The following is a 23,824-nucleotide window of genomic DNA, read 5'->3' as shown; positions in this document are numbered from 1 at the left end:
GTATCCTTTCAGAGAAAAGTTATCCACACCTTAAATTTCTTCATCTTCAACCCGAAGAGTCAATATTTTCTTTAAAGATCAGTTAGTTATCAATCAAAACCGCTTAAAAACCAGCGGCTTCTTTATGAAAAAATAATGTGGAAAAGGCTGTGTTAATAAAGGCTTAAGGATTCTTGGTGAGCTGTGCATAACTAGCATGCCTTTTCTTGCTGTGTATAAAGTGCCAAGTTATACACAAGCTGTCTGCAGCTAAGAAACAGCATAATCGCTCATTTTCTACACAATCACACACAAGGACCAGACCAGAGCCTTACTGGCTTTATGGCACTTATCCACACAAAAAGGACTCCTTAATATTTATTACATAAACAAAACAACATTACTCAAGTACATATGTACTATATATTTTTTTCATATTGATCGGTCTCTTAGAAAAATTTCCATTCGCCAATGCTGTTTAAAAAACAAAGTCTTCAATTTTTTTTCTGCCAAATGGACGAAAGTAATTTCCCCTATAAAAATGTCATTTCACACTGGCTATTATGAATATCTGCAGAAAGCTGCCACCCCCCTAGGGATTAAGCCTTTAGCCTCAGTGGCAAACTCTTGACAAATGCAAATTGACGCTAATGGCTCAATTACTTAGAATGCCCGTCTTTTTGTAAATCGATAAAACGAGAAACGTCATGAAAAGAACATTTCAGCCCAGCAATTTGAAGCGTAAGCGTTCTCACGGTTTCCGTGCTCGCATGGCTACCAAGAACGGTCGTGCGGTTATCAACCGACGTCGTGCTAAAGGTCGCAAGCGTCTGGCAGCCTGATTTGGATTGACAGGTGAGCTTCACATTTGGTCGCGATGTGCGACTTTGCTCAGCAGCTGATTTTAAGCAGGTTTTTGACCATACGGATATCAAGGTCAGTAGTCGGCATTTGTTGATACTGGCTTGTGAGAGTAAGCTTGACCATCCCCGGTTGGGGTTGGTGATTGCCAAAAAAAATATCCGTAAAGCTACCGGCCGTAATCGAGTCAAACGGCATATCCGGGAAACCTTTCGTCTCCATCAGGACGAATTGGGAAACCTGGATATTGTTGTTTTGGCCAGAAAAGGTCTAGGTGAGCTTGAAGACTGCGATATCAATAAACTGCTCACCAACCAATGGTTTAAACTAGCCAGACGTAGGAATGAGCGGAAGGTTTCCAAAATGGAAGCCATAGCCTGAAGCAGGCGTTCTATGGAGCTGCGTGACAGTGGAGGTAGTTATTGCCTCCAGTCACTCTTCAGAAGGCCAGTCATACTGTCTCACACAAATCAGCCGATCTGTTTCCTGTCGATTCGGTACAGACAGAGTAAAGCCGACATGATCCGACCTGTTATGAACTTTTTCATGCTTTTGCCCAAACGCATAGCCATGGGACTGATCAAGGTATATCGTTATTGCTTGAGCCCGATTATGGCCAGGCATTGTCGCTTTTATCCCAGCTGTTCCAGCTATGCTCAGGAATCACTCGAACATCATGGTTTTCTGAAAGGCAGTTATCTGACCTTGAAACGACTGCTGCGTTGCCATCCCTGGCATCCAGGAGGTTTTGATCCGGTGCCAGCTCCCTCTGACAAGCAACACCGGACATCAGACGATCATATTCATCACCAAGACTCTTTGGCTCGGACATCATGGATCTGCAAAGAACACTCTTGATAGGTGCTATAGCCGTTGTTGGTGTACTGACACTTCAGCAATGGAATGAAGATTACAATCAGACCAGGCCGGCCAGCGATGCTGTTGTGGCTAATGTCTCCACTTCTCAAAGTGGTTCTGATTTACCCACTATCACGTCATCATCTTCCTCTCCAGAAATTCTGGATGCCAAGGTTCAGACCTCCGCTCAACTGATCAGCGTTAAAACAGATACTCTGGACGTTCAGATTGACCCGGCCGGTGGTGACATTATTGGGCTCAGTCTTCCCAAATATCCTGCCTGGTTGCCTGAAGAAGGAGAGAAAGCTACTCCTTTTCAACTGCTGGTTAATAAACCCGACTGTACACCGGGTGAAGTAACTTGTGTCTATACGGCTCAAAGCGGTTTGATTTCTACTGACGGTCCTACCAATGACCAGAATCAGAGACCACTCTACAGTACAGAGCAGACCCACTACACATTGCCAACCGGTCAGGATCAGCTGACCGTTAAGCTGACCCGAACAACTGGCGATGTTCAGGTAACCAAAAGCTATACCTTTGAGCGTGGTACTTATGAGGTCGAAATGGCCTATGAGATCGACAACAACAGTAACAAAGTATGGCGGGATACCTTTTACGCTCAGCTAAAGCGTGATGGCTCTGAAGATCCCAGTTCTGTGAACTCCAGTGCTCCCATGAATACTTACTTGGGAGCTGCTGTTCGTTCTAGTGACGAGCCCTATAAGAAACTGGCTTTTGACGACTTCCAGAAAGAAGCTTTCAAAGAGAAAGTGAATGGCGGTTATGCGGCGATTCTACAGCACTACTTTGTAAGTGCTTGGGTACCCAGTCAGAACCAGCCTCATACTTACTACACTCAGGTCTCACGTAACAATGAGTTCTACATGGTGGGTTTCTATAACGACCCACTGGTAGCAAATCCTGGTGAAAAAGTAATAATTGGCGCAACTCTGTACTCTGGTCCTAAAGATCAACCTGCTCTGAAAAACCTGGCAGAAGGCCTCCAGTTGACCATGGATTTCGGTATCCTCTGGTTCCTGGCTCAGCCTCTGTTCATGCTGTTACAGTTTATCCACTCTCTGGTGGGCAACTGGGGTTGGTCGATCATCCTGCTGACTGTCTGTGTGAAAGCGGTATTCTACCCGCTGAACCAGGCTAGCTTCCGCTCTATGGCTAAAATGCGCAAGCTGGGGCCGAAGATGCAGGAGCTGAAAGAAAAGTACGGTGACGATCGCCAGAAGATGTCTCAGTCGATGATGGAGATGTACAAGAAGGAGAAAGTTAACCCAATGGGTGGCTGTCTACCCATTCTTGTACAAATGCCTGTGTTCATAGCCCTCTATTGGGTGCTGCAGGAATCCGTCGATCTGCGTCAGGCGCCATGGCTGGGTTGGATTCAGGATCTGTCTCAGATGGACCCTTACTTCATTCTGCCTCTGATCATGGGTGCTTCCATGTTTATTCAGCAGATGTTGAACCCAACACCACCTGATCCTGTACAGGCTAAGGTGATGAAGCTGATGCCCCTGATCTTTACGGTATTCTTCCTGTGGTTCCCTGCAGGACTGGTACTGTACTGGGTGACAAACAACACGTTGTCTATCATTCAGCAGTACTTCATTACCAAAAAGATCGAGAAAGAAGACACCTGAGTCTGACTTCTCTCAAAAAAAACGGACCAATTATGGTCCGTTTTTTTTATAGCTGAGTATTACCCCAGCATGATGTATTACAAAGATGTTGCAGGATTTTCACTGTTCATCAAAACCTTCATGACAGGCTTGAGAGCCATATCCAGGCAGTATTCACTAAATCCTCGAGAGCGAACCACTTCACCTTTTGCATTTGTTAGATTGTAGTGAGTCTTACCTTTGACCACAGTAGTGCCTCTTTCACCTACGGTTTTTTTAGTAGGTGTTGAGACAATCTTCTCATGGGAACCGTCTCGGATCGCCCGGTTTACGGTGCTTTCTAAAAGTCTTCCTGTCGTATTTCTTCTCACCATACGTCCAAAGCTGCAAATGCCTTCGGCAATTTTTCCTGGAAGGGCTGCAATGTTTGATCCAATGGTCGCAAGGCTTGGCATACTGATGTTCAGGCTCATAGAGAAGTCCCCCGTTAAATGACTTGAGAGGAGACTGTACCTTTCTATTCACAGACTTTGACTGACCAACCTGTTGGTAATACTGACGTATCAGCTTCTTAACGGCCATGGCGCCAGCTTCTTCCTTGGATTAGACTACGTCACCCATTTGTTATCTCCGACCTGGCTTATGTCCGATCTCAGTAATCTCCATAAAGACACCATTGCAGCCCAAGCTACCGCTCCCGGTAGAGGCGGGGTAGGTATCATCAGAGTTTCCGGTCCTGAAGCTTTAAGGGTCGCCAGAGACATTCTGAAAATGGAGCCAAAACCTCGGTATGCCCATTACGGTCCTTTCTATGATGAGCTGGATCAGGTTCTGGATGAAGGTCTGGCTCTCTATTTCCCGAATCCAAACTCATTCACTGGAGAGGATGTTATAGAGTTCCAGGGGCATGGCGGTCCGGTGATTCTGGATATGCTGCTGAAAAGAATTAATGCCTTGGGCATCAGGCTCGCAAACCCCGGTGAGTTTTCTGAACGAGCCTTTTTAAATGACAAGATGGATTTGGCTCAGGCTGAAGCCATAGCGGATCTGATCGACAGTACTTCAGAACAGGCTGCGAGATCAGCCCTTCGATCGTTGCAAGGTGCCTTCTCCAAAAGGGTGAATGACCTGGTAGAGTCTCTGATCGAACTGAGAATTTATGTTGAAGCCGCCATCGACTTCCCTGAGGAAGAGATCGACTTTCTCGCTGATGGTAAAGTGGCGGGAGATCTTAAAACCATAATCTGTAATTTGTCACAGGTTATGAAAGAAGCGGGGCAGGGGGCTATTCAGCATGAAGGGATGACCGTTGTCATTGCTGGTCGTCCCAATGCGGGTAAGTCCAGCCTTCTGAATGCCCTGTCCGGGAGAGACTCTGCCATTGTTACCGATATTGCCGGTACCACTCGGGATGTGCTGAGAGAGCATATCAATATTGATGGGATGCCTTTACACGTTATCGATACGGCCGGTCTGCGTGAGACTGACGATAAAGTCGAGCAAATTGGCGTAGAAAGAGCCTTCAGGGAAATTGAGGATGCAGATCGGGTTCTTCTGATGGTGGATGGATCAACCACTGATGCAACAGACCCTCATGATATCTGGCCTGAATTTGTGGATCGTTTACCCTCCAGAGAGAAGCTGACTGTCATTCGTAACAAGATTGACCTCACAGGCGAACAGGCAGGCGTAGAGGACGCTGAAGGCGTTCCCCTAATCAGGGCGTGTGCAATGAGAGAACATGGCCTGGACGCGCTCAGAGAGCATCTGAAGGCCTGTATGGGTTATGAGGGAGCAATGGAAGGAGGTTTTTCTGCTCGTCGTCGTCATCTTGATGCATTACGCAGAGCGGAAGAGTTTCTGGATAACGGTCAAAAGCAGCTTGAATACATGGGAGCAGGAGAGCTTTTGGCAGAAGATCTGCGCCATGCCCAAAAAGCACTGGGTGAGATCACCGGAGATTTCTCCAGCGATGATCTGTTGGGCAGGATTTTCTCTTCATTCTGTATAGGAAAGTAATCTGCTTTTTCAGGGGTCTGTTTCGACGCGGCATAAACCCTGAACCCATCACAGCCTGTATCTGTGCATCATACGACTGATTGCTTTTATAGCGCTTTCTCCTGTGTACTGGAGAAAGCGTTCACCCGAGAAAAAGTAGACCGCTAATAATTAGATAATCCCGAAGACAGGACATAAATAATGACTTCCGGGATGACTTTTACTGGTCAGGCGTTGCCAAAGAGCTCTTAAGACTGTCCAGCCAGAGAGAAATTCGTTCCTGATTTGCTCCCAAATCAGAGTAGCCATAGCTTGAACGGGAATAGATGGCCAGTGTACTGCTATCTTCTCCCTGACTGTAAAAGCGAACCGTAATCGTGTCTGGGTAGCCCATAAAAGCCGTTCGCTGAACATAATCGACTTGTTGACCATCATCACTGGTACGCAGGACTTCAACCTTATCCTGATTTTCCACAATCTCTGAAAACTGTTTCTTCAACTCCTCGATACTAACGTTCAGAACAGGACTGCTCTGGTGAGGAGCTGCGGCGAACTCACCTTCTGGTAGCACGAGGTACTGGTTAGGTTTTTCGTGAAGTTTCAGCGTTTCGAAATCAATGACCCGGTCATCAATGGCCGTGAAAAGGAAATCCAACATCCTGTAATCGCCTTGGCTTTAATATTAAGGTTGGTCAGTATGAACGATCTGGATAAGGGCGGAAAGGCCACTTCAAAGTGAGTGGCCTTGTTGATCGAACAATACCAGTTCATGAGGTTGTACCGAGATATCCACAGGAGTACTGACGGGGAATGGGGTTGAGTTTTCCACAACCAGAACACTTTCCTTCAGTTTTACTTCTGTCCTCAAACTGGTGCCCATAAATTGCTGGCTCTTGATCTGAGCAGGATCAACAGGGTTTTTACACTGACATTTTTCTATGGATAACATTTGTGGGCGAATAAAGAGCTCTGCAGACTGTCCCGGATTTGCTGAAATCTCACTGGATGATTCCACGATACCTACTGGTGTTGAAACAGTACGGTTGTTAATCACTTCGCAGGGGAGGAGATTACCTGACCCCATAAATTCCGCTACAAAACGATTAGCAGGCCGATTGTAAACATCGAAGGAATGACCTCTTTGTAGAATGTTTCCTTCATGCATGATGGCAACAGAATCGGCAAAAGCAAAACCTTCATCCCGGCTATGGGTGACAAAAAGACCCGCAACTTTCTGTTGCTTTAGAATGTCCCGAATCTCCCTTACCAGTCTTTGTCTGACCTGACTATCGATGTTGGAAAAAGGCTCGTCCAATAACAGCAATGAAGGGTTATTGGCTAATGCTCTGGCAATAGCTACTCGTTGTTGCTGACCACCGGAAAGTTCATGAGGGTAGCGCTTATCAAGGCCAGACAGGTTAACCAGCTCCAGCATTTCATCAACACGTTTGCGAATATCTCTGCGAGACAAATCTTTTAGACCAAAAGCAATATTGTGAAAAACGGTTAGATGTGGAAATAAAGCATAATCCTGAAAGATCATGCCTATTCCGCGCTGTTCGGGGGGGAAACTACCATGAGCTGAACTGACTTTCTGACCATGTAAAGAAATGCTACCAGCCGAAGGTTGGAGTAACCCTGAAATAGCTTTCAGAAGCGTTGTTTTACCACATCCACTCCTACCCAACAGGCAAACAATCTCTCCTTCTTCAACCTGAAGACTGAGGTTAGAAAGTACGCTCGTCTGTTCATAGCGGCAGCTCAGGCCTGCAATATCCAGGGCTATCATTTTTGTTCTGCCTCCAGTGATCGGTTCAGAAGTATCAGGGGGACCAGTCCGGCCAGAACCAGTATCAAAGCAGCTAATGCCGCCTGCTCCAGTTTTTCATCAGAAACAAACTGAAACACCCAGGTTGCCAGTGACTCGAAACCAAAAGGTCTTAATAGAAGCGCTGCCGGAAGCTCTTTCATGGACTCTATGAAAACCAGCAGAAAGCCAGTCAACAAACCCTTTCTAACCATGGGAATGTGGACTCGCCTGACCATTTCTGAAGGCTTACATCCCAGCGTTCTACTGGCCATATCAAGAGAGGGAGAAACTCTTCCCAGACTGGACTCGACGCTACCTACAGCGACTGCTGAAAAACGCACAGTGTAAGCGAAAATAATGGCAAAAATAGAACCGCTGAAAATCAGACCGACAGGCGGATATTCAAAGGCCATAATAATACCATTCAGCCCGTGATCGGACAGTGTTAATGGGGTCAGAACACCGATTGCCAGAACATTTCCCGGTAAGGCGTAGCCTGTTGATACCAGACGGGAAGGAATACTGGCCAAACGACTTTTCTGCAGTCGTTGATACAACCCCAAAAACAGAGCAATCATTGTCGCAAATGTTGCAGCACCCAGAGAGACTTTCAAACTATTTAGACTGTATGTCAGTAATTCAACATTCCAGGATTCACTGAAATATTTAAAAACATAATCCAGTAAAACCATAGCGGGTAAAAGAAACCCAAGGATGACCAGCATCCAGCACCAGAAAAGAGCCAGTATTTTTTTCCAGCCCATTAGAGGGCTGGCTTTTTTATGATCCTGTCCCGTATTTTTTTGGTAGAGCTGCTGTCTTCTGCGACTGTATTTTTCTAATGAGATCAGTAGCATTACTACAACCAGCATAATGGCAGAGAGTTTAGCGGCAGCATTTAAACTGCCATAACCCAGCCAGGTATCATAGACAGCTGTCGTTAAAGTAGGGACTGCAAAGTAATCGACAGTGGCAAAGTCTCCCAGGGTTTCAATGCCCATTAATGCCAGTCCGGTAATAATGGCGGGTCTTGCCATGGGAACGGAGACTCTGAGAAAACTGGAAACCGGCGAACAGCCGAGTAATCGGCTAGCCAGTATCTGACTTTGAGAGTGCTCAAGAAAAGCAGTTCTGGCCAGAAGATAAAGATAGGGATAAAGCACCAGGGCCAGAATAATAACGGCACCTCCCAGACTGCGAATATCAGGGAAATAATAATCAGCAGCACTTTTCCAACCGGTCAGGTCTCTTAACAACCTTTGGATAGGCCCGGCGAATTCAAGCAGATCGGTGTAAATATAGGCGACGATATACGAAGGCATGGCCAAGGGGAGTACCAGAAGCCATTGCAGATAACGTTTACCGGGAATTTCACAGTTTGCCATTACCCAGGCTGCGGGAAGGGCAAGAATCAAACCCAGAATTCCAACACCAGAGATCAGCAATACCGTATTAAGAATGTACGTACCCAGCACGGTATTTCGCAGATGAGAGAAAATCTCACCTGTAGGGGCTGATGCTTCATAGACCAGAGCCAATACTGGTGTGAAAAGCAGAAGAGCCAGCAACCAGCTGCCAGCTCTCCAGTATATTGAAAGGCCTTGACGCGAAAACGACCTTGTACCGCCACGTTCTGAAGAGAGTGGAGTATGGTCATTTTCCAGTGCTATGGAAGATTCTATAGCTGTAGGCGCATGTTTCATGAAAGTCTGTTTAAGTATCTGCTGAGCTCTGCCAAGCAGCGAATTCTACAGAAACCGGAATGAATATCAGTAGAATTTGCATGTCTTTTTCAAACTGCATGGACTGACCATGACAGAGCTCAATTCAATTACAGATCAAAACGTACTTCGTCCAACAGTTTCTGAGCTGTAGCGTAGTTCTCTGCCAGCTTATAGACAGGCAGGTCGTCAGATTTAAACTCACCCCACGAAGCCACTATCTTGGAGACAGGAACCTCAGGATTTACCGGGTATTCCATGTTGACTTCAGCATAAGTGGCCTGAGCTTTATCGCCAGCCAAAAATTCCATCAGTTTGACCGCATTGTCTTTGTTCGGTGCATATTTGGTCAGAACCATGCCGCTGACGTTTACATGTGAGCCATTGCCTTTCTGATCCGGGAAGTTGATGTAGACAGACTCAGCCCATGGCCGCTGTTCATCATTGGCCATCATGGCGCCGTAGTAGTAGCTGTTACCGATGGACAGATCACAAACGCCTTCTTTTATGGCTTTAACCTGAGCGCGGTCATTACCTTGAGGACGACGAGCCAGGTTTTCCTTGAACCCTTCCAGCCATTCACGGGTAGCTTTTTCTCCATTGTGAGCAACATAGGAAGCTACCAGACCAACGTTATAAGCATTTTTGCCACTGCGGGTACAAATTTTGCCCTTGTACTTAGGATCAGCCAGGTCATCGTAAGTAATGCTTTCTGGCTTACCAGTGCGCTTGGTGCTGTAAATGTTTCTGACACGCTTGGTCAGAGCAAACCATTCTCCATCCGGATCTCGGTACTGGACTGGAATGTCTTTATTAATGGATTGGCTTTTTACCGGTTGGCTAAGATCTTTCTCGACCAGATTCATCAGTCGGCTGATGTCAGTAGTTAAAACAAGATCAGCAGGACTCAGTTTGCCTTCGCGCTCCAGACGTTCACTCAGACCTTTCTTAGCAAAAACAACATTCACTTTAATGCCTGTGTCTTTAGTGAAATCTGCAAACAGAGGTTCAACCAGAAAGGGTTGGCGGTAAGAGTATACGTTTACTACTTCTGCAGCCTGAGCAATTGCAGATGCAGCCATAAGGCTAGTAGCGGAGAGTGCGATAAGGGTTTTTTTTAACATGAGCGACAACCGTTGATTTTTATAACATCAATCTAAACAAGAAACATTATCATTCGCGTATTCTACAGAAATCCCTTCTGATCGCCAGTTATTTAAGTACATAAGTACTAATTATTTAGTTCTATTCACTCACCTTTCCTATCTACCAAAGCATCTAGCTGGACTCTTATTTTTTAAGTGCCTGATCAACATGAATTTCTCAACCACAGGTATATGAGAGTGGGCATACCCATAGCCACAATTTCATATATCCGCTTGTGGATAAAAAATAAGTTTTTATAAGTCTAAATACTTTGCAAACACAGCTCTCATCACACTTTCAGTCAGGGAAATCTGCAAAATCTGAGCTGTGGAAAGCTACATTGAGAAGCTATTCATAGATATAGGGATAAGATCTTGATGAATTCATGCTGTGGATAAAGGCTGTTTTATCCACAGCTAAAGAACACCTTAACCGGAGGATTCCAACAGCAGACTGACAGACTTATTCATTTTATAAAACAATGATATATAAAGAGTTTTATTGCTTATCCACAGAAAGTACTCACACTATATACAATAAAAACATCTAATAAACACTACGTTAGCGATGGCAATTGTATTTACTGTTATTCACAAGTAACGACCCTGAAGGATGTAGTAGAGGGACATAGAAAAATTCGGGCTTTACGACTAAACCCTTTGTCAAAGCCCCTTTAAGCTACGAGGCAGCGGTTAGAGAGGTTGAAAAACCTCTGTGATGAAAAGGATGCATGTTGTGAACGGGAGAGCTGATGTATAATCCGCGCTCTTTTCTAATCGACCTATGAACGAATACAGGTAATGTGACCTTGGCAGTGGACTTTCCAACCCGGTTTGATGTGATAGTGATAGGTGGCGGCCATGCGGGTACAGAGGCAGCCTTGGCTTCTGCACGCATGGGTGTTAAAACACTTTTGTTGACCCACAACATCGAAACTCTGGGGATGATGTCCTGTAATCCGGCTATTGGTGGGATTGGTAAGAGTCATCTGGTTAAAGAAGTGGATGCCCTTGGTGGTGCAATGGGACTGGCAACAGATTTGTCCGGTATCCAGTTTCGGGTATTAAATGCTCGTAAAGGCCCCGCTGTCAGAGCCACTCGAGCTCAGGCCGACCGGGCGCTTTATAAAGAAGCCATCAGGAATATTTTGGAAAATCAGGACAATCTGTGGATATTTCAACAATCTGCAGACGACCTGATTGTCGAACAAGGTCAGGTGAACGGTGTTGTCACCAATATGGGCGTTCGTTTTCTGTCCAATAATGTGGTTTTGACCGCAGGTACCTTCCTTGGCGGTAAAATTCATATTGGCCTGGAGAATCACAGCGGTGGCCGGGCAGGAGATCCTCCTTCCATTGCTCTGGCTAACCGGCTAAGGGGTCTGGATCTGGCTGTTGAGCGTCTGAAAACCGGAACACCTGCCCGTATTGATGCTCGTTCTGTTGATTTCTCAGTCATGGAAAAACAACCGGGCGACACCCCCATCCCGGTCATGTCTTATCTGGGGTCCGTGGATCAACACCCTCGTCAGGTGTCTTGTTACATCACACATACCAACGAACAGACACATGAAATCATTCGTGGCGGTCTTGATCGTTCACCCATGTTTACAGGGGTTATTGAGGGTATTGGTCCAAGATATTGTCCTTCCATTGAAGACAAAATCACTCGCTTCGCGGATAAAAATTCTCATCAGGTGTTTCTTGAGCCTGAAGGGTTGAATACCAATGAGCTTTATCCCAACGGTATTTCTACCAGTCTTCCTTTCGATGTTCAGGTAGATCTGGTGCGATCTATTCGTGGTCTGGAAAATGCTCATATTACCCGTCCGGGTTATGCCATCGAGTACGATTATTTTGATCCAAGAGGTCTGAAGTACTCATTGGAAACCAAAGCCATCGACGGTTTGTTCTTTGCTGGACAAATTAATGGCACAACAGGTTATGAAGAAGCTGCGGCACAAGGGCTGTTGGCAGGTTTAAATGCGGGCCTGAGAGCTCAGGGTAAAGACAGCTGGTGTCCTCGCAGAGATGAAGCCTACATAGGCGTTCTGGTTGATGATCTGATTACCAATGGCACCAGTGAACCTTACCGAATGTTCACCAGCCGCGCTGAATACCGTTTGATTCTGCGTGAAGATAATGCTGACCTGCGTCTGACGGAAAAAGGCCGTGAACTGGGCCTGGTGGATGATGTGCGCTGGGCAGCCTTTTGTGAAAAGAAAGAGCTTATTGAAAAGGAAAATGAACGTCTTCGGACAACGTACATTCATCCAAAAACAGAAGCTTCAGCCAAAATAGAGGGTAAGCTTTCTAACCCGATCAGTCGTGAATACAGCCTTCAGGAGCTGCTTCGTCGTCCTGAATTGACGTATGAAGATGTTGCTGCGCTCTCAGGTGAGCCAGAAGAAAATGCTCAGGTGTGTGAGCAAGTTGAGATTGCCACAAAATATGAAGGTTATATCAATCGGCAGACAGAAGAGATTGATAGACTGCGACGTTATGAGGGAACAAAGATTCCTGAAAGGCTGGATTACAGCTCCATCGAAGGTTTGTCTAACGAATTGAAGCAGAAGTTGACCGACAACAGGCCTGAAACTCTGGGCCGTGCTTCCAGAATTCAGGGGATGACGCCTGCCGCTGTATCACTATTGCTGATTCATCTTAAAAAACGTTCGATGGTAGCCTGATCCAGATAAGATCACACGGCTTGGCTTTCTATCTCAAAAAGCCAGGCCTGTGCCGAATCTTTTGAGACGCTAGCAAAGCTTTATCACGTAAGGCCTGGCGCTTTGTTTTTAGTCTTTGGCGAGAGGCTAATCTACCTTTGTGTAAAAAATATTGCTTTTTAGATGCCGTCTTTAAGGCTGGCTTTTGGGTATCGATGACAGAGGCAGAAAAGTCGGTGATGAGCTGAGTTTGTTCCCTGATTGAAAGACCAGAGGCTGAAATATCCCCAAACAAAATCTTTATCCCTGACTTAAGTCTGCTGACAATAGTCTTAGAAAGTCGTTTGATTATTTTTTTCATAACTCTATTGATACTGCTTTTTTATCAACGTGGCTACGAAAAATACCGTCTGATTCCCAAGTTCTGAATTCGACTGAATCCGCTATTTGCAATACACTATCCAGCAAGCTGTGAGACTCTTAATCCATGTACCCTATCCGGACTGTTTCTTGATGTCATTTCTGTCCTTACGTGAACGCATCTGCGAGGGCGCAGCTGCGCAATCTCTGTCATTGACTGATAGTCAGGCAGACTTGCTGACGCGTTATGTAGAGCTACTTGCCAAGTGGAATAAAGCCTATAATCTGACAGCAGTTCGCGATCCGTTGGAAATGGTGTCTCGCCATATACTCGACAGTTTGAGTATTGCGCCCTTCATGGAAGGGGGTTATCTGATGGATGTAGGCTCAGGACCTGGCCTGCCGGGGATTCCTATGGCTATCCTGAATCCAAAAAAACAATTTACATTGCTAGACAGCAACGGTAAGAAAACTCGTTTTATGACTCAGGCCAAAACTGAGTTGGGCCTTGCTAATGTCACTGTAGCGAATTGCCGGGTAGAATCATTTGAGGCAGAGCAGCCTTTTGACGTTATCATGTCCAGAGCTTTCAGTTCTCTGGTTGATATGATCAATGGGACCCGTCATCTGATCAGGGAAGATGGCAAGTTCCTGGCGATGAAGGGCCTTTTTCCTGAGCAGGAACTGGTCGACCTCAAGCAAACAAGGCCGGAAATATCCATGTTGGAAAGTCATGCTCTGGATGTCCCGGGTTGTGAAGCACAGAGGCATCTGGTTATCCTGAAGGCAGACGTGTAATTTAAACAGACAGCTTTTAACAAACACAACGACGATACGGTAGCAATTGGCAGTGGGAAAAATTCTTGCGGTAACGAACCAAAAAGGTGGAGTAGGGAAGACCACTTCCTGCATCAACCTGTCCGCCTCCCTGGTAGCCACCAAACGAAAGGTGCTACTGATTGATATAGATCCTCAGGGGAATGCCACCACGGGTAGCGGTATCAATAAACATGATCTGGAGTATTCGTCGTATCATGTTCTGACCGGGCGGTGCACCATCGATCAGGCTATTCAGAGCACTGAAGAAGCGGGTTATGATGTGGTTCCAACGAATGCCGACCTGACTGCAGCAGAAGTTGAACTTATGTCGTTGGAGGCCAAGGAGACCCGGCTGAGAAATGCCCTGGCTGCTGTCAGTGATCGATATGATTTTATTCTGATTGATTGTCCTCCGTCGCTTAATATGCTGACACTCAATGCCCTGGCTGCAGCGGAAGGTGTCATTATTCCCATGCAGTGCGAATATTATGCACTGGAAGGTTTAACTGCATTGATGGAAACCATTACGGGTATCAGACAAACGATTAATCCTAAGTTGCACATTGAAGGTCTGCTCAGGACTATGTATGACCCCCGCATTGGTTTGACCAATGAAGTTTCCAGACAATTGATTGGTCATTTTGGTGACCAGGTGTATCGTACCGTTATTCCACGCAATGTGCGTTTGGCTGAGGCCCCAAGTCATGGCAAGCCAGTGCTGGCTTATGATCGAACCTCCCGAGGGGCTGTTGCTTATCTGGCACTGGCCGGTGAGCTGGTTCGCAGACACGAAAAAAGTGTTCGAGAGCTCAAGACTGAAAGGAAGACAGGGACCTGATGGCTAAAAAACGTCTTGGCACCAATTTAAGTGCGTTGATGGGAGGTGCAAACCTTTCTTCATCGGTATCCGATGAATTGACTAATCCAACAGGAACACCTGAGGGTGAAGCGATTCAGGACAAGGAACTGAAAGAAATTCCCGTCGAATTTGTGGTTCGGGGAAAGTATCAGCCGCGTCGGGACATGCATCCAGATGCTCTGGAAGAGCTGGCTGAAAGCATAAAAGCCCAGGGGGTGATGCAACCCATCATCGTTCGCCCACTGTCGCAGAACCGTTATGAAATTATTGCCGGAGAGCGCCGCTGGAGAGCTGCACAAATTGCCGGTCTGTCTGAAGTGCCAGCTCTGATTCGAGACGTGCCGGACGAAGCGGCCATAGCTATGGCTCTGATTGAGAATATTCAACGGGAAGACCTTAATCCCATTGAAGAAGCGATCGCACTGTCCAGACTCCAGAAAGAGTTTGAACTGACCCAGCAGGAAGTGGCTGAAGCCGTTGGAAAATCAAGAACGGCTGTTGCAAACACCTTACGTTTGATGTCTTTAAGCCCCGATGTAAAAAAAATGTTGGAGTATGGTGACCTGGAAATGGGGCATGCTCGTGCCTTATTGCCTCTCTCTGATATGGAACAGCTTGAAGCTGCAAGAACCGTTGTGTCTAAAGGACTCTCTGTTCGCCAGACGGAAGCACTTATCCGTCGAATGATTCAGGAAAAAGAGCAGGGTAAGAAAAAGACCCAGAAGAAAATTGACCCTGATATCAAGCGTCTTGAAGACGACCTTTCCGATCGAATTGGAGCCAAGGTCGCGATTACCCATAGTGCTAAAGGCAAAGGAAAGCTGGTTATTTCCTATAACAGCCTGGATGAGTTGGACGGGGTTCTGGCCCATATTCAATGAGTTCTGATTTTTAAGACTGGCTACCCTGTTTCTTCAATGAAACCATGAAAGGGTAGTCAGGCTATAAGTACCCAACCCTATGAAATCATATTTTCAGACTCATTGCTCAGGCACTCTCGGCAACTGCTCCTGCGTTGCCCTACTTCCTGCATCCATGCAGTCGTGACTTCGTTGCACTGGCTATGCTCCCGCCGTTACGCCTTGCAGGACATCTGTCCAGTAAGCCAGAAATATTCGATTCCATATGGCGTTACTTATTGATCTTTTCTGCTTAATATCTATTTATATTTTAAAATAAATGTCATTTTCTAAGGTTTTGTGAATGATATGACGGCTTATTCGAATCAAATTTTAAGCTGATGAATTAAGAGATAATTTTATTTTAAATAAATCCTTCTACTTTCAGTAAAATCTAACGTATGCTGTTAGCGGCCTTGAATAAAAATCCATAATAAATAGATCTGGGAACACCAGACAGGGGTATAAAGATGGACTTCAGGCGATTTTTTGGCAGCAAGATTCAGAGCCAAGCAAAAAATCACAGTCGGTTAGCCAACCTTCTGTTTGAGGGCAGTCCTCAACGGGCCAGAGTTTTCTCCCACATAGTGAATGCAGACTATGTTTTCTATCAGACACTGTTTAATGAAGATCCTGATCAACTACTCAGTTGGTTTGTAAAGCCTAATCACCTTCAAGATGCTATCCAGGCCCTTGGTTTAATCGCTAATTTTTATAAGCCACAAACTGCTTTTTTCAGAGTAGAGGACAGAGTTTTAAACCTGATCAGATCTTATCTTTCAGGTATTGATGGATCATATAATATCGATATTGATAGCGCATCGAAGGCTGTAGCCTTGCATTTATTGAAGATTAATAAAGGGCTTGTTTTGTTTGATAATGAAGAGTCGTTGATTAAAGAGTTAGAAAGCATGCTGGCTAATCAACAACTAGAGTGGTTGGCACTCATCGGATAACTGATGATAGATCAGCTATCCGAGCAAGATAATAAAGAAATAGCAGTAGCAGAACAGGTAATGCATGAAGTCTATGTACGGGACAAACCTTTTAACAGTATTACAAAACTAATTTGCTTATTTTTTGATCATTTATGCTTCAGTTCGCCGAAGCATATCCTGTCCGAGTCGGAACAGGCTTTTGCTGGGAATAAGCTTCAGCACCTTCTTCATGAAGTCTCTGCGTTCCTTTGTATTAGAGCTATTGCCATTTTTGGTCAGACAAACCCAGGTGATGGGAATCGATGCCCTTGCTATTCTGCATCACAGAAGTTCTTTCCGTACGAAATATAAGGTACATTGGTAGTCAGCCACTGCCCACTTTAAAATTATCAGTTAAATCTAAAGCTGATACTGGTCCCAGCAAAGATGATTCATCTTCTCTTCTGTTGATATTTTACGGTTGATCCTGATTCGATATTGAGTCAAAAGTTCGAAGACTTTTTGGCATGAGAGGGTCTCCAATCCATCTGGGAGAGGGATGAAAGTTTTCAGAGAGAATACTTCGACTCGTATCCTTTTGATCAAAGTCAAGACCAACAAGGTCAGCCCAGGTGTAGATCAGATCAGTTGATGAATAGGGGCGATCCAGATATTGCTCCCAATGGCTGGTATCTTGCTGCGTTTTGTATTTATCATTTACCCAGATTAAAAAGGGAACGGTATACATTGCAGGAGTCGGATCCGCTTCATTTCTACCCGAGAAAATAGCGTCAGCGGTATCGTAGACCTCCTCTCCATGATCTGACAGATATAGAAGGGAGGCTGATTCACCAACATGGTCCAAATCCTGAATAAGTGATGAAACAATCATGTCATTGTAACGGACAGAATTGTCATAGTTGTTATAGGGGTCAACGTCCTCTTCTGGTACCCAATCCGGCATCTGATTGCGATCAGTATAAACTTCATAACTTTTTGGATACCGATAATTATACTTTCTATGGCTGCCAATAAGATGTACCACGATCATTTTCTTCTCGCCGGCATGACTTTTTAGCGCATTTTCAAAGGGAGTCAGTACTACTTCATCATGATGATCTGTATCCTGGCGACGGTTATTGTTTAGATAAATCTGTTTATCAGCCATTTGAGATAAAGTGGTCAGCATGGTGTTGCGCTTTGTCTGGGTCTGCTGATTGGTAATCCAGGTGATGTGATAACCTGCCTGCTTCATCATCATTAACAGGTTGGGGGCGTTTGTCGCTGCTTCAGGATGTGTAGAGTCGCCAAACGAAAGAATGAGTTGCAGTGCTTCAATAGTGTAAGGACGAGGTGTGACTACGTCTCTGAATACATAAAGGGAGTCTGGTTGCTTTTCATACATTTCATCTAATAATGGCGTGGTCTTGCGAGGATAACCATAGAGGCTCATACGCTGGCGATTTTCTGATTCACCTATCACCAGTACAACTGTTTTGGGTTGGCTGCTGTTCGATTCAGTTAAATGATCAAGTGGAGGGAGCTTGTCGGCTTCATTGAGCAATTTCTGCATATCAGCCAGCTGATCCCGGTACTTCAGATAACCGATAACCATATTCCATGGAGTTGTAGGTTCTAACCGGTCTCCCAAATGTCGAATACCTGCCTTCAGGTCCTTATTCATAGTTGTAGTGATAACTGGTGTGACTATGACCAGAAAAGCAGAAGCAACTATAATGCTGCGTAGCTTTGGGCCTATTTGAAAGTCCAGTTTTCGAAGGCAAGACCAAAAGATCAAAGGTGGGATAAGGTAGGCTATGAATACCAGTGGGTACCACCAACGCATGTAGGAGCTGATGAATTCACTCATCTCCTGAACATTGGATTCCAGGACTATAAAGAAAACGCTTTGTGACATTTCCTGCTTGTAAATGAGCCAGTAACCCAAACTTCCTAAAGAGAGAAAACCTAATAGAAATCCAAGAAAAGCACTGATTATCGCTGTCTGCCGTGGCCAGATAACAAAAGGGACGAGCCAGATTGTGGTCATCAGTAGTGTATCTCGAATCCCTGTTATACCGGAAAACGAGGTTATGGCGACTAATATCTGGGGAACCAGCGAGAAGTAAACCAAAAAAAGATAAATGGAAAGCAGCGGATGCTTTCGCTGAAAATTAATTATCGTATTCATGTGCAAAGATAATAGTAAGGGTTCTTGTATGTCAGATATATAGACTTATATCACTGGAAAATTAATATAAAATTAAGAAAATTAAAAAAGAGTGATTAAATAATAAAATAAATCTACATACTCCGGAGGTTTTTATTTTTAAATCAGTGAAATCCGAGGGCGACAAGATAAAAGCATCTAACTAGTATCAAAGCACTTTATAATTTAGTGCTTAAAAAAGGTTAATCTATGAAGCCCGGAAAAACAGGCTTTACTCGAATTTTATATGCATCCATGTACTCGATAAAAGGCTTTAGGGCTGCATGGAAAAATGAAGCTGCATTTCGACAAGAGATTATTCTTCTTATCATTGGTTTTGGAATAGCTTCTTACCTTCCTTTAAATCGATTTGAAATGCTGGCTCTCATTGGCAGTTTGATCATTATTATTATCACTGAACTGTTAAATTCAGCAATAGAAGCGGTTGTAGATAGGACTGGGAGTGACTGGAATGAACTCAGCGGAAGAGCAAAAGATATGGGATCAGCAGCTGTGATGTCTGCGCTTATTCTAGCAGCATTAACCTGGCTGACTGTTCTTTATAGATTTCTTTAATGGTGCCTCATGCGAGAGTTTGTTCAAAGTTTCTTTAAAAAAAAATACAGTTATAATTCTGTAGCTATTGTTATTGCACTCTATTATGCATTGGTATTTAACTTCCCAGTCCTTTTTAGGATCAAGGAAATACTGGGTGGATTAGAGAGCTATAGCCTTCTATTTCTTATATCAGTTCCTTTTTTCTTTTTCTTTGTATTGAGTTTTCTATTTAACCTTTTAAGTTGGCCTTATATTACGAAAGCTGTTTTTATTTTTCTTATAGTTACTAGTAGTGTTGTTCTATACGGCACAGTAAATTATGGTGTTTATTTTGATAGTGGCATGGTTGAAAATGTAGCGGAGACTAACTTAATTGAATCTACATCTTATATCAGTTTTTACTCCATTGCTTGGATCTTTTTAATTGGTATTATTCCATCGATTATTCTTTTTAAGACCAAGCTGACAGTTGGAGATAGACTGATAAAGTTCATTTTTTCAAAGTTGTTAATTTTATCTTTTTCTTTAATAGGTGTTCTAATCATCGCCTTCTTTTGCTATAAAGACTATAGCTCTGTAGGTCGAAACAACGCATATCTAGTAAAAATGATAATACCTACTCAATATATAAATAGTGGTTTTAAATACGTTAATGAAAACTATTTATCACGCCCGGGTGCTTATAAAGAGATTGGATTAGATGCTTATATTAAAGATAAAGAAAAGGATGTAAAACCAACACTCTTTGTTTTCATGTTGGGGGAAACAGCCAGAGCTGAAAACTTTGAAGTGCTAGGGTATTCAAGACCTACTAATCCTTTTACCAAGAAGTATGACCTGATTCCCTTTAAAAATGTTTCTTCTTGTGGCACCGCAACAGCAGTTTCTGTACCTTGTATGTTTTCACAACTTCAGAAAGATGACTATAGTAAGTCTCGTGCTAATAGTCAGGATAACTTGTTAGATATCATGAAGCGTGCTGGTGTTTCTCTTTTGTGGTTAGAGAATGACGGAGGCGATAAAGGCGTAGCCAGAAACATAGAAAATATAGAAGTAGATCATGATGTGGTTGATGATCAATGCAATGGAAGCACTTGTTATGATATGGAATTATTAAATGAGCTTGAAAAACATATTGATAAAAATATGGACGGAGATCAGTTTGCCGTTCTCCATTTAATTGGCAGTCATGGACCAACATACTATCAGCGTTATCCCAAGGAAATGACATTTTTTCAGCCTGTTTGTGATCGTAGTGATATAGAAAATTGCTCCAGTGAACAGATAGTTAACACATACGATAACACAATTCGATATACAGATTATGTTTTATCAGAAACGATAAAGAAGCTTAAATCTTATGAGCATCGTTACAATGTTGCTCTGTTCTTTATTTCTGATCATGGTGAGTCTTTGGGAGAAAGTGGTCTCTACTTGCACGGTACTCCATATAAGTTTGCACCAGAGCAACAAACTCATGTCCCTATGCTCGCATGGTTTTCTGAGGGATTCTTTGAAAAAAAAGGGATTGATATGCAGTGTTTAAGAAAAAAAGCTGAGAACGGCCAGTTTTCCCAAGATAATATATTTGATTCAATGTTAGGGATTATGGACATTCAGACAGAAGCCAGAGACCCAAAAAGAGACTTATTTAGTACTTGCCGCTAATGAGTCTGGTCGTGTAATAATATCATTCAGAGCGGTACCTGAATTGAAATACGGCTTATAACCCGATGACTAAATTCAAATCAGTCATCGGGCGAAAGCAAGCTGGAGCTTGAGGTTGGAGGTTGAGGTTGAGGTTGGAGGTTGAGGTTGGAGGTGAGCTCATCTTGACTGCTTTTTAAACAGCTGCTTTGGTTAAATCGATAAACACCGGCTAGGAGAGTAGAGCTTCCCTGCATAAGTCTAACCCGTCTGGCTTGGAAAATAGGTTGTCCCCTCTAAATATCGGTTCTTTTATCGTTCATAGTTATCTTCAAGGTAAGGTTTTCGGGATTACGTGATATTGGGTTATTTTGCGAAATACCCTGATATTAAGATGGGGATAACAAATATAAACTTCGCTGCCAGATATCATCCACAGCATCAGGGTCTTCCATGCGTTTGAAGAGAACGATTCTTTTTACAGCTGTTTTTGCAGGTCTAGCTTCACTGAGCGGTCTCTCGCAGGCGGCCACTGTTGAGCTGAGAGTGCTCGAAACCACCGATATTCACACTAATATCATGGATTTCGACTACTACAAGGGGCAGGCAACTAATCAGTTTGGTTATGCTCGTGTTGCAACTCTGATCCGTGAGGCTCGTTCTGAAGTTGAAAACAGTATCCTGGTGGATAATGGCGATCTGATCCAGGGGTCACCTATGGGTGATTACATGGCAGATAAAGGATTAGCAAAAGGCGATGTCCACCCCGTCTATAAAGCCATGAACCTGATGGATTATGATGTCGGCAATATTGGTAACCATGAGTTTAACTATGGTCTCGATTTCCTGGACAAAGCGATCAGTGGTGCCAACTTCCCTTATGTCAGTGCCAATATTTATGACGCCAGAACCGGTAAGCATCTTTTCAAACCTTATCTGATTAAAGAGCAACAGTTCACGGATACCGAAGGTAAGCTGCAAACAGTAAAAGTGGGTTACATCGGATTTGTACCTCCGCAAATTATGCAGTGGGACAAAAAGAATCTGGAAGGCAAGGTGATTGCCAAAGATATCACCGAAACAGCAAAAGAGTTGATACCCCAGATGAAGAAAGAGGGTGCTGAAGTCATCATCGCTATCCCTCATTCCGGTGTGAGTCAGGAACCCTACAAGACCATGGCTGAGAACTCGGTTTATTACCTCACGCAAGTTGAAGGTATTGATGCGATCATGTTTGGCCACTCTCATGCCGTCTTCCCCAGTGATACTTTTGCCAGTCTGAAGGGAGTGGACCTGGAAAAAGGCACTATTAATGGTGTGCCTTCTGTTATGCCGGGTCGCTGGGGTGATCATCTGGGTGTGGTTGATCTGGTACTGGATGACAGTCAAGGTCAGTGGGAAGTGATAAATGGAAAGGCGGTCAGTCGTCCAATTTTTGATCGTGCTAACAATCAGTCTCTTGCCAAGTCTGACGAAGCTGTACTCAAAGCAGTAAAAGCAGAGCACAAAGGGACTCGTGATTTTGTGAACCAGCCGATTGGTAAAGCTTCTGACAGTATGTACAGCTTCCTGGCTCTGGTTCAGGATGATCCGACCGTTCAAATCGTCAATGATGCCCAAATTGCCTACGTTAAGCGCTTTATTCAGGGCGATCCGGATCTGGACGATATTCCTGTAATTTCAGCAGCAGCCCCTTTCAAGGCCGGTGGTCGTAAAGATGACCCGAATGGCTATACCGAAGTAGAAGCCGGAACCCTGACTTTCAGTAATGCTGCTGATCTTTATCTGTACCCCAATACTCTGGTTGCCTTGAAGATGACGGGCAAAGAACTGAAAGATTATCTGGAGATGGCTGCCGGGCAGTTTAACCAGATTGATCCTTCCAGTACTGAGCAACAGCATTTAATCAACTGGAACGGTTTCCGTACCTTTAATTTCGATGTGGTTGAAGGGGTTGAGTATCAGATTGATGTAACACAGCCAGCACGTTTTAATAGTGATGGTCAGCTGATTAACCCTGACTCACGTCGTATAACTGAGCTGACACTGAATGGAAAACCGGTAAAAGACGATCAACCATTTATTCTGGCCACCAATAATTATCGTGCGTTTGGTGGTGGCAACTTTGCAGGTACCGGCGAGAAGTTTATTGCCTTTGCTTCTCCTGACGAAAACCGCCAGGTACTGGCGGATTACATCAGCCGAACGACCAAAGAAAAAGGTCAGGTTGTTCCCAGTGCTACTAACAACTGGAGCATCGCACCGATCGATAGCAAGGTGGACTTGAATGTGGTGGTTGAAACGTCTCCAAGCAAAAAAGCAGAGGCGTTCATTCAGAAAAACTCCGTTTATAAGATGGATAAGTCTGGAACGAATAAGGCTGGCTTTGCTGTCTACCAGATTGATCTGTCTCAGAAGCGTCGTTGATAGCTGTCTATTACCTTTAAAGTTAACGACTTAGCTATGGTATAAAAGGGGCAACAATTTGTTGTCCCTTTTGTGTGTGAATATCTTTCACTCATGGCTGATTTATGAGAACGCTGTATGGAATTCACCCACCTCCTTTTGATCCTGGCTGCTTTTTTAACTTCGGCGGTAACTGCGGTGCTTGGGGTAGGAGGAGTCTTACTGATTACGCTGATGCCAGGTTTGATCCCTGTAGCAGCTATTGTGCCCGTTCATGGAGTGGTGCAGTTTTTTAGTAATACCAGTGTTTGACTGGCGCAGTGTGCGTTGGGGTCTGTGATGGCGCTATCTGCCCGACTTTTCTTTTACATCTATATTTCGCTGGGTTGTGACTCTTCTGACTATAAGACTGATCTGGATCTCTTTGAGCAGCTAATTGTTGCATGCGCTTTAAATAGTTGATCTACTGAGCCTC

21 protein-coding genes are annotated in these 23,824 nt (G+C 44.3%); 14 read left to right on the top strand and 7 right to left on the bottom strand.

The annotated features are described in order from the left end of the window. The first annotated feature begins 686 nt into the window (after positions 1–686). Genes rpmH through yidC form a run of 4 tightly spaced genes read left to right on the top strand, consistent with a single transcriptional unit; the run spans position 687 to position 3,353 of the window. Entirely contained in the window at positions 687–821 is a 135-nt protein-coding gene (rpmH, locus tag GZ78_RS20595) for a 50S ribosomal protein L34 (RefSeq protein ID WP_034840262.1), read from the top strand. 13 nt (positions 822–834) lie between these two features. Beyond that, complete coding sequence (rnpA, locus tag GZ78_RS20590; RefSeq protein ID WP_034840260.1) at positions 835–1,221, top strand: ribonuclease P protein component; 387 nt, start codon at positions 835–837, stop codon at positions 1,219–1,221. A 12-nt stretch (positions 1,222–1,233) separates the two neighbouring features. Beyond that, the gene (yidD, locus tag GZ78_RS28500) at positions 1,234–1,698 is read left to right on the top strand and encodes a membrane protein insertion efficiency factor YidD (RefSeq protein WP_330217626.1); all 465 of its coding nucleotides are present in this window, start codon (positions 1,234–1,236) and stop codon (positions 1,696–1,698) included. Further along, positions 1,674–3,353 (top strand): membrane protein insertase YidC, encoded by a 1,680-nt coding sequence (gene yidC, locus GZ78_RS20575; protein ID WP_034840252.1) that lies wholly within the window; start codon positions 1,674–1,676, stop codon positions 3,351–3,353. Before yidD ends, yidC begins: the two co-directional genes overlap by 25 nt. A 77-nt stretch (positions 3,354–3,430) precedes the next feature. Here yidC and GZ78_RS20570 read toward each other — a convergent pair whose 3' ends face one another. Beyond that, on the bottom strand, positions 3,431–3,805 hold the full coding sequence (locus GZ78_RS20570; protein WP_034840250.1) for a hypothetical protein: 375 nt from the start codon (positions 3,803–3,805) through the stop codon (positions 3,431–3,433). A 169-nt stretch (positions 3,806–3,974) separates the two neighbouring features. Here GZ78_RS20570 and mnmE point away from each other — a divergent pair, with 169 nt between their 5' ends. After that, positions 3,975–5,351, top strand: a complete 1,377-nt coding sequence (mnmE, locus tag GZ78_RS20565; protein WP_034840247.1) for a tRNA uridine-5-carboxymethylaminomethyl(34) synthesis GTPase MnmE — start codon at positions 3,975–3,977, stop codon at positions 5,349–5,351. Between the two features lie 199 nt (positions 5,352–5,550). Here mnmE and GZ78_RS27750 read toward each other — a convergent pair whose 3' ends face one another. The 4 genes from GZ78_RS27750 to GZ78_RS20545 all read right to left on the bottom strand — a co-directional run bounded on the left by GZ78_RS27750 (position 5,551) and on the right by GZ78_RS20545 (position 9,985). Beyond that, complete coding sequence (locus GZ78_RS27750; RefSeq protein ID WP_051786386.1) at positions 5,551–5,988, bottom strand: DUF1499 domain-containing protein; 438 nt, start codon at positions 5,986–5,988, stop codon at positions 5,551–5,553. Between the two features lie 72 nt (positions 5,989–6,060). After that, a complete protein-coding gene (locus tag GZ78_RS20555; protein ID WP_034840245.1) occupies positions 6,061–7,119 on the bottom strand; it encodes an ABC transporter ATP-binding protein in 1,059 nt (352 codons plus the stop codon). Continuing rightward, positions 7,116–8,843, bottom strand: coding sequence for an ABC transporter permease (locus GZ78_RS20550; protein WP_081869963.1), 1,728 nt, complete (start codon positions 8,841–8,843; stop codon positions 7,116–7,118). The genes GZ78_RS20555 and GZ78_RS20550 overlap by 4 nt, the downstream gene beginning before the upstream one ends. 128 nt (positions 8,844–8,971) lie before the next feature. Next, entirely contained in the window at positions 8,972–9,985 is a 1,014-nt protein-coding gene (locus GZ78_RS20545) for a Fe(3+) ABC transporter substrate-binding protein (protein ID WP_034840242.1), read from the bottom strand. Positions 9,986–10,821: 836 nt separating this feature from the next. Between GZ78_RS20545 and mnmG the strand changes: the two genes are divergently transcribed. Next, complete coding sequence (mnmG, locus tag GZ78_RS20540) at positions 10,822–12,696, top strand: tRNA uridine-5-carboxymethylaminomethyl(34) synthesis enzyme MnmG (protein WP_034840558.1); 1,875 nt, start codon at positions 10,822–10,824, stop codon at positions 12,694–12,696. A gap of 28 nt (positions 12,697–12,724) precedes the next feature. Here mnmG and GZ78_RS20535 read toward each other — a convergent pair whose 3' ends face one another. Then, complete coding sequence (locus tag GZ78_RS20535) at positions 12,725–13,036, bottom strand: hypothetical protein (RefSeq protein WP_034840240.1); 312 nt, start codon at positions 13,034–13,036, stop codon at positions 12,725–12,727. Positions 13,037–13,188: 152 nt separating this feature from the next. Between GZ78_RS20535 and rsmG the strand changes: the two genes are divergently transcribed. The 4 genes from rsmG to GZ78_RS20515 all read left to right on the top strand — a co-directional run bounded on the left by rsmG (position 13,189) and on the right by GZ78_RS20515 (position 16,568). Beyond that, on the top strand, positions 13,189–13,833 hold the full coding sequence (rsmG, locus tag GZ78_RS20530) for a 16S rRNA (guanine(527)-N(7))-methyltransferase RsmG (protein WP_034840237.1): 645 nt from the start codon (positions 13,189–13,191) through the stop codon (positions 13,831–13,833). 52 nt (positions 13,834–13,885) lie between these two features. Further along, a complete protein-coding gene (locus GZ78_RS20525) occupies positions 13,886–14,692 on the top strand; it encodes a ParA family protein (protein ID WP_034840556.1) in 807 nt (268 codons plus the stop codon). Beyond that, positions 14,692–15,594 (top strand): ParB/RepB/Spo0J family partition protein, encoded by a 903-nt coding sequence (locus tag GZ78_RS20520; RefSeq protein WP_034840235.1) that lies wholly within the window; start codon positions 14,692–14,694, stop codon positions 15,592–15,594. The genes GZ78_RS20525 and GZ78_RS20520 overlap by 1 nt, the downstream gene beginning before the upstream one ends. A 488-nt stretch (positions 15,595–16,082) precedes the next feature. After that, entirely contained in the window at positions 16,083–16,568 is a 486-nt protein-coding gene (locus tag GZ78_RS20515; RefSeq protein ID WP_034840233.1) for a hypothetical protein, read from the top strand. 436 nt (positions 16,569–17,004) lie between these two features. Here the strand turns inward: GZ78_RS20515 and cptA are convergent, their stop codons facing one another. Further along, complete coding sequence (gene cptA, locus GZ78_RS20505) at positions 17,005–18,720, bottom strand: phosphoethanolamine transferase CptA (protein WP_034840229.1); 1,716 nt, start codon at positions 18,718–18,720, stop codon at positions 17,005–17,007. A 228-nt stretch (positions 18,721–18,948) separates the two neighbouring features. On the opposite strand from cptA, the gene GZ78_RS20500 reads away from it, so the two are divergent. The 4 genes from GZ78_RS20500 to GZ78_RS29610 all read left to right on the top strand — a co-directional run bounded on the left by GZ78_RS20500 (position 18,949) and on the right by GZ78_RS29610 (position 23,661). After that, positions 18,949–19,314, top strand: a complete 366-nt coding sequence (locus tag GZ78_RS20500; RefSeq protein WP_034840226.1) for a diacylglycerol kinase — start codon at positions 18,949–18,951, stop codon at positions 19,312–19,314. Positions 19,315–19,323: 9 nt separating this feature from the next. After that, the gene (locus tag GZ78_RS20495) at positions 19,324–20,964 is read left to right on the top strand and encodes a phosphoethanolamine transferase (RefSeq protein ID WP_034840224.1); all 1,641 of its coding nucleotides are present in this window, start codon (positions 19,324–19,326) and stop codon (positions 20,962–20,964) included. Between the two features lie 432 nt (positions 20,965–21,396). After that, the gene (locus tag GZ78_RS20490; protein WP_034840221.1) at positions 21,397–23,370 is read left to right on the top strand and encodes a bifunctional 2',3'-cyclic-nucleotide 2'-phosphodiesterase/3'-nucleotidase; all 1,974 of its coding nucleotides are present in this window, start codon (positions 21,397–21,399) and stop codon (positions 23,368–23,370) included. 117 nt (positions 23,371–23,487) lie between these two features. Beyond that, entirely contained in the window at positions 23,488–23,661 is a 174-nt protein-coding gene (locus GZ78_RS29610) for a hypothetical protein (protein ID WP_161787446.1), read from the top strand. Positions 23,662–23,824 lie beyond the last annotated feature (163 nt).

It is taken from the genome of Endozoicomonas numazuensis (assembly GCF_000722635.1).
GTDB lineage: Bacteria > Pseudomonadota > Gammaproteobacteria > Pseudomonadales > Endozoicomonadaceae > Endozoicomonas_A > Endozoicomonas_A numazuensis.
The sequence above is the reverse complement of the archived record's forward strand: the minus strand, read 5'-3'. Positions and strand labels throughout refer to the sequence as shown.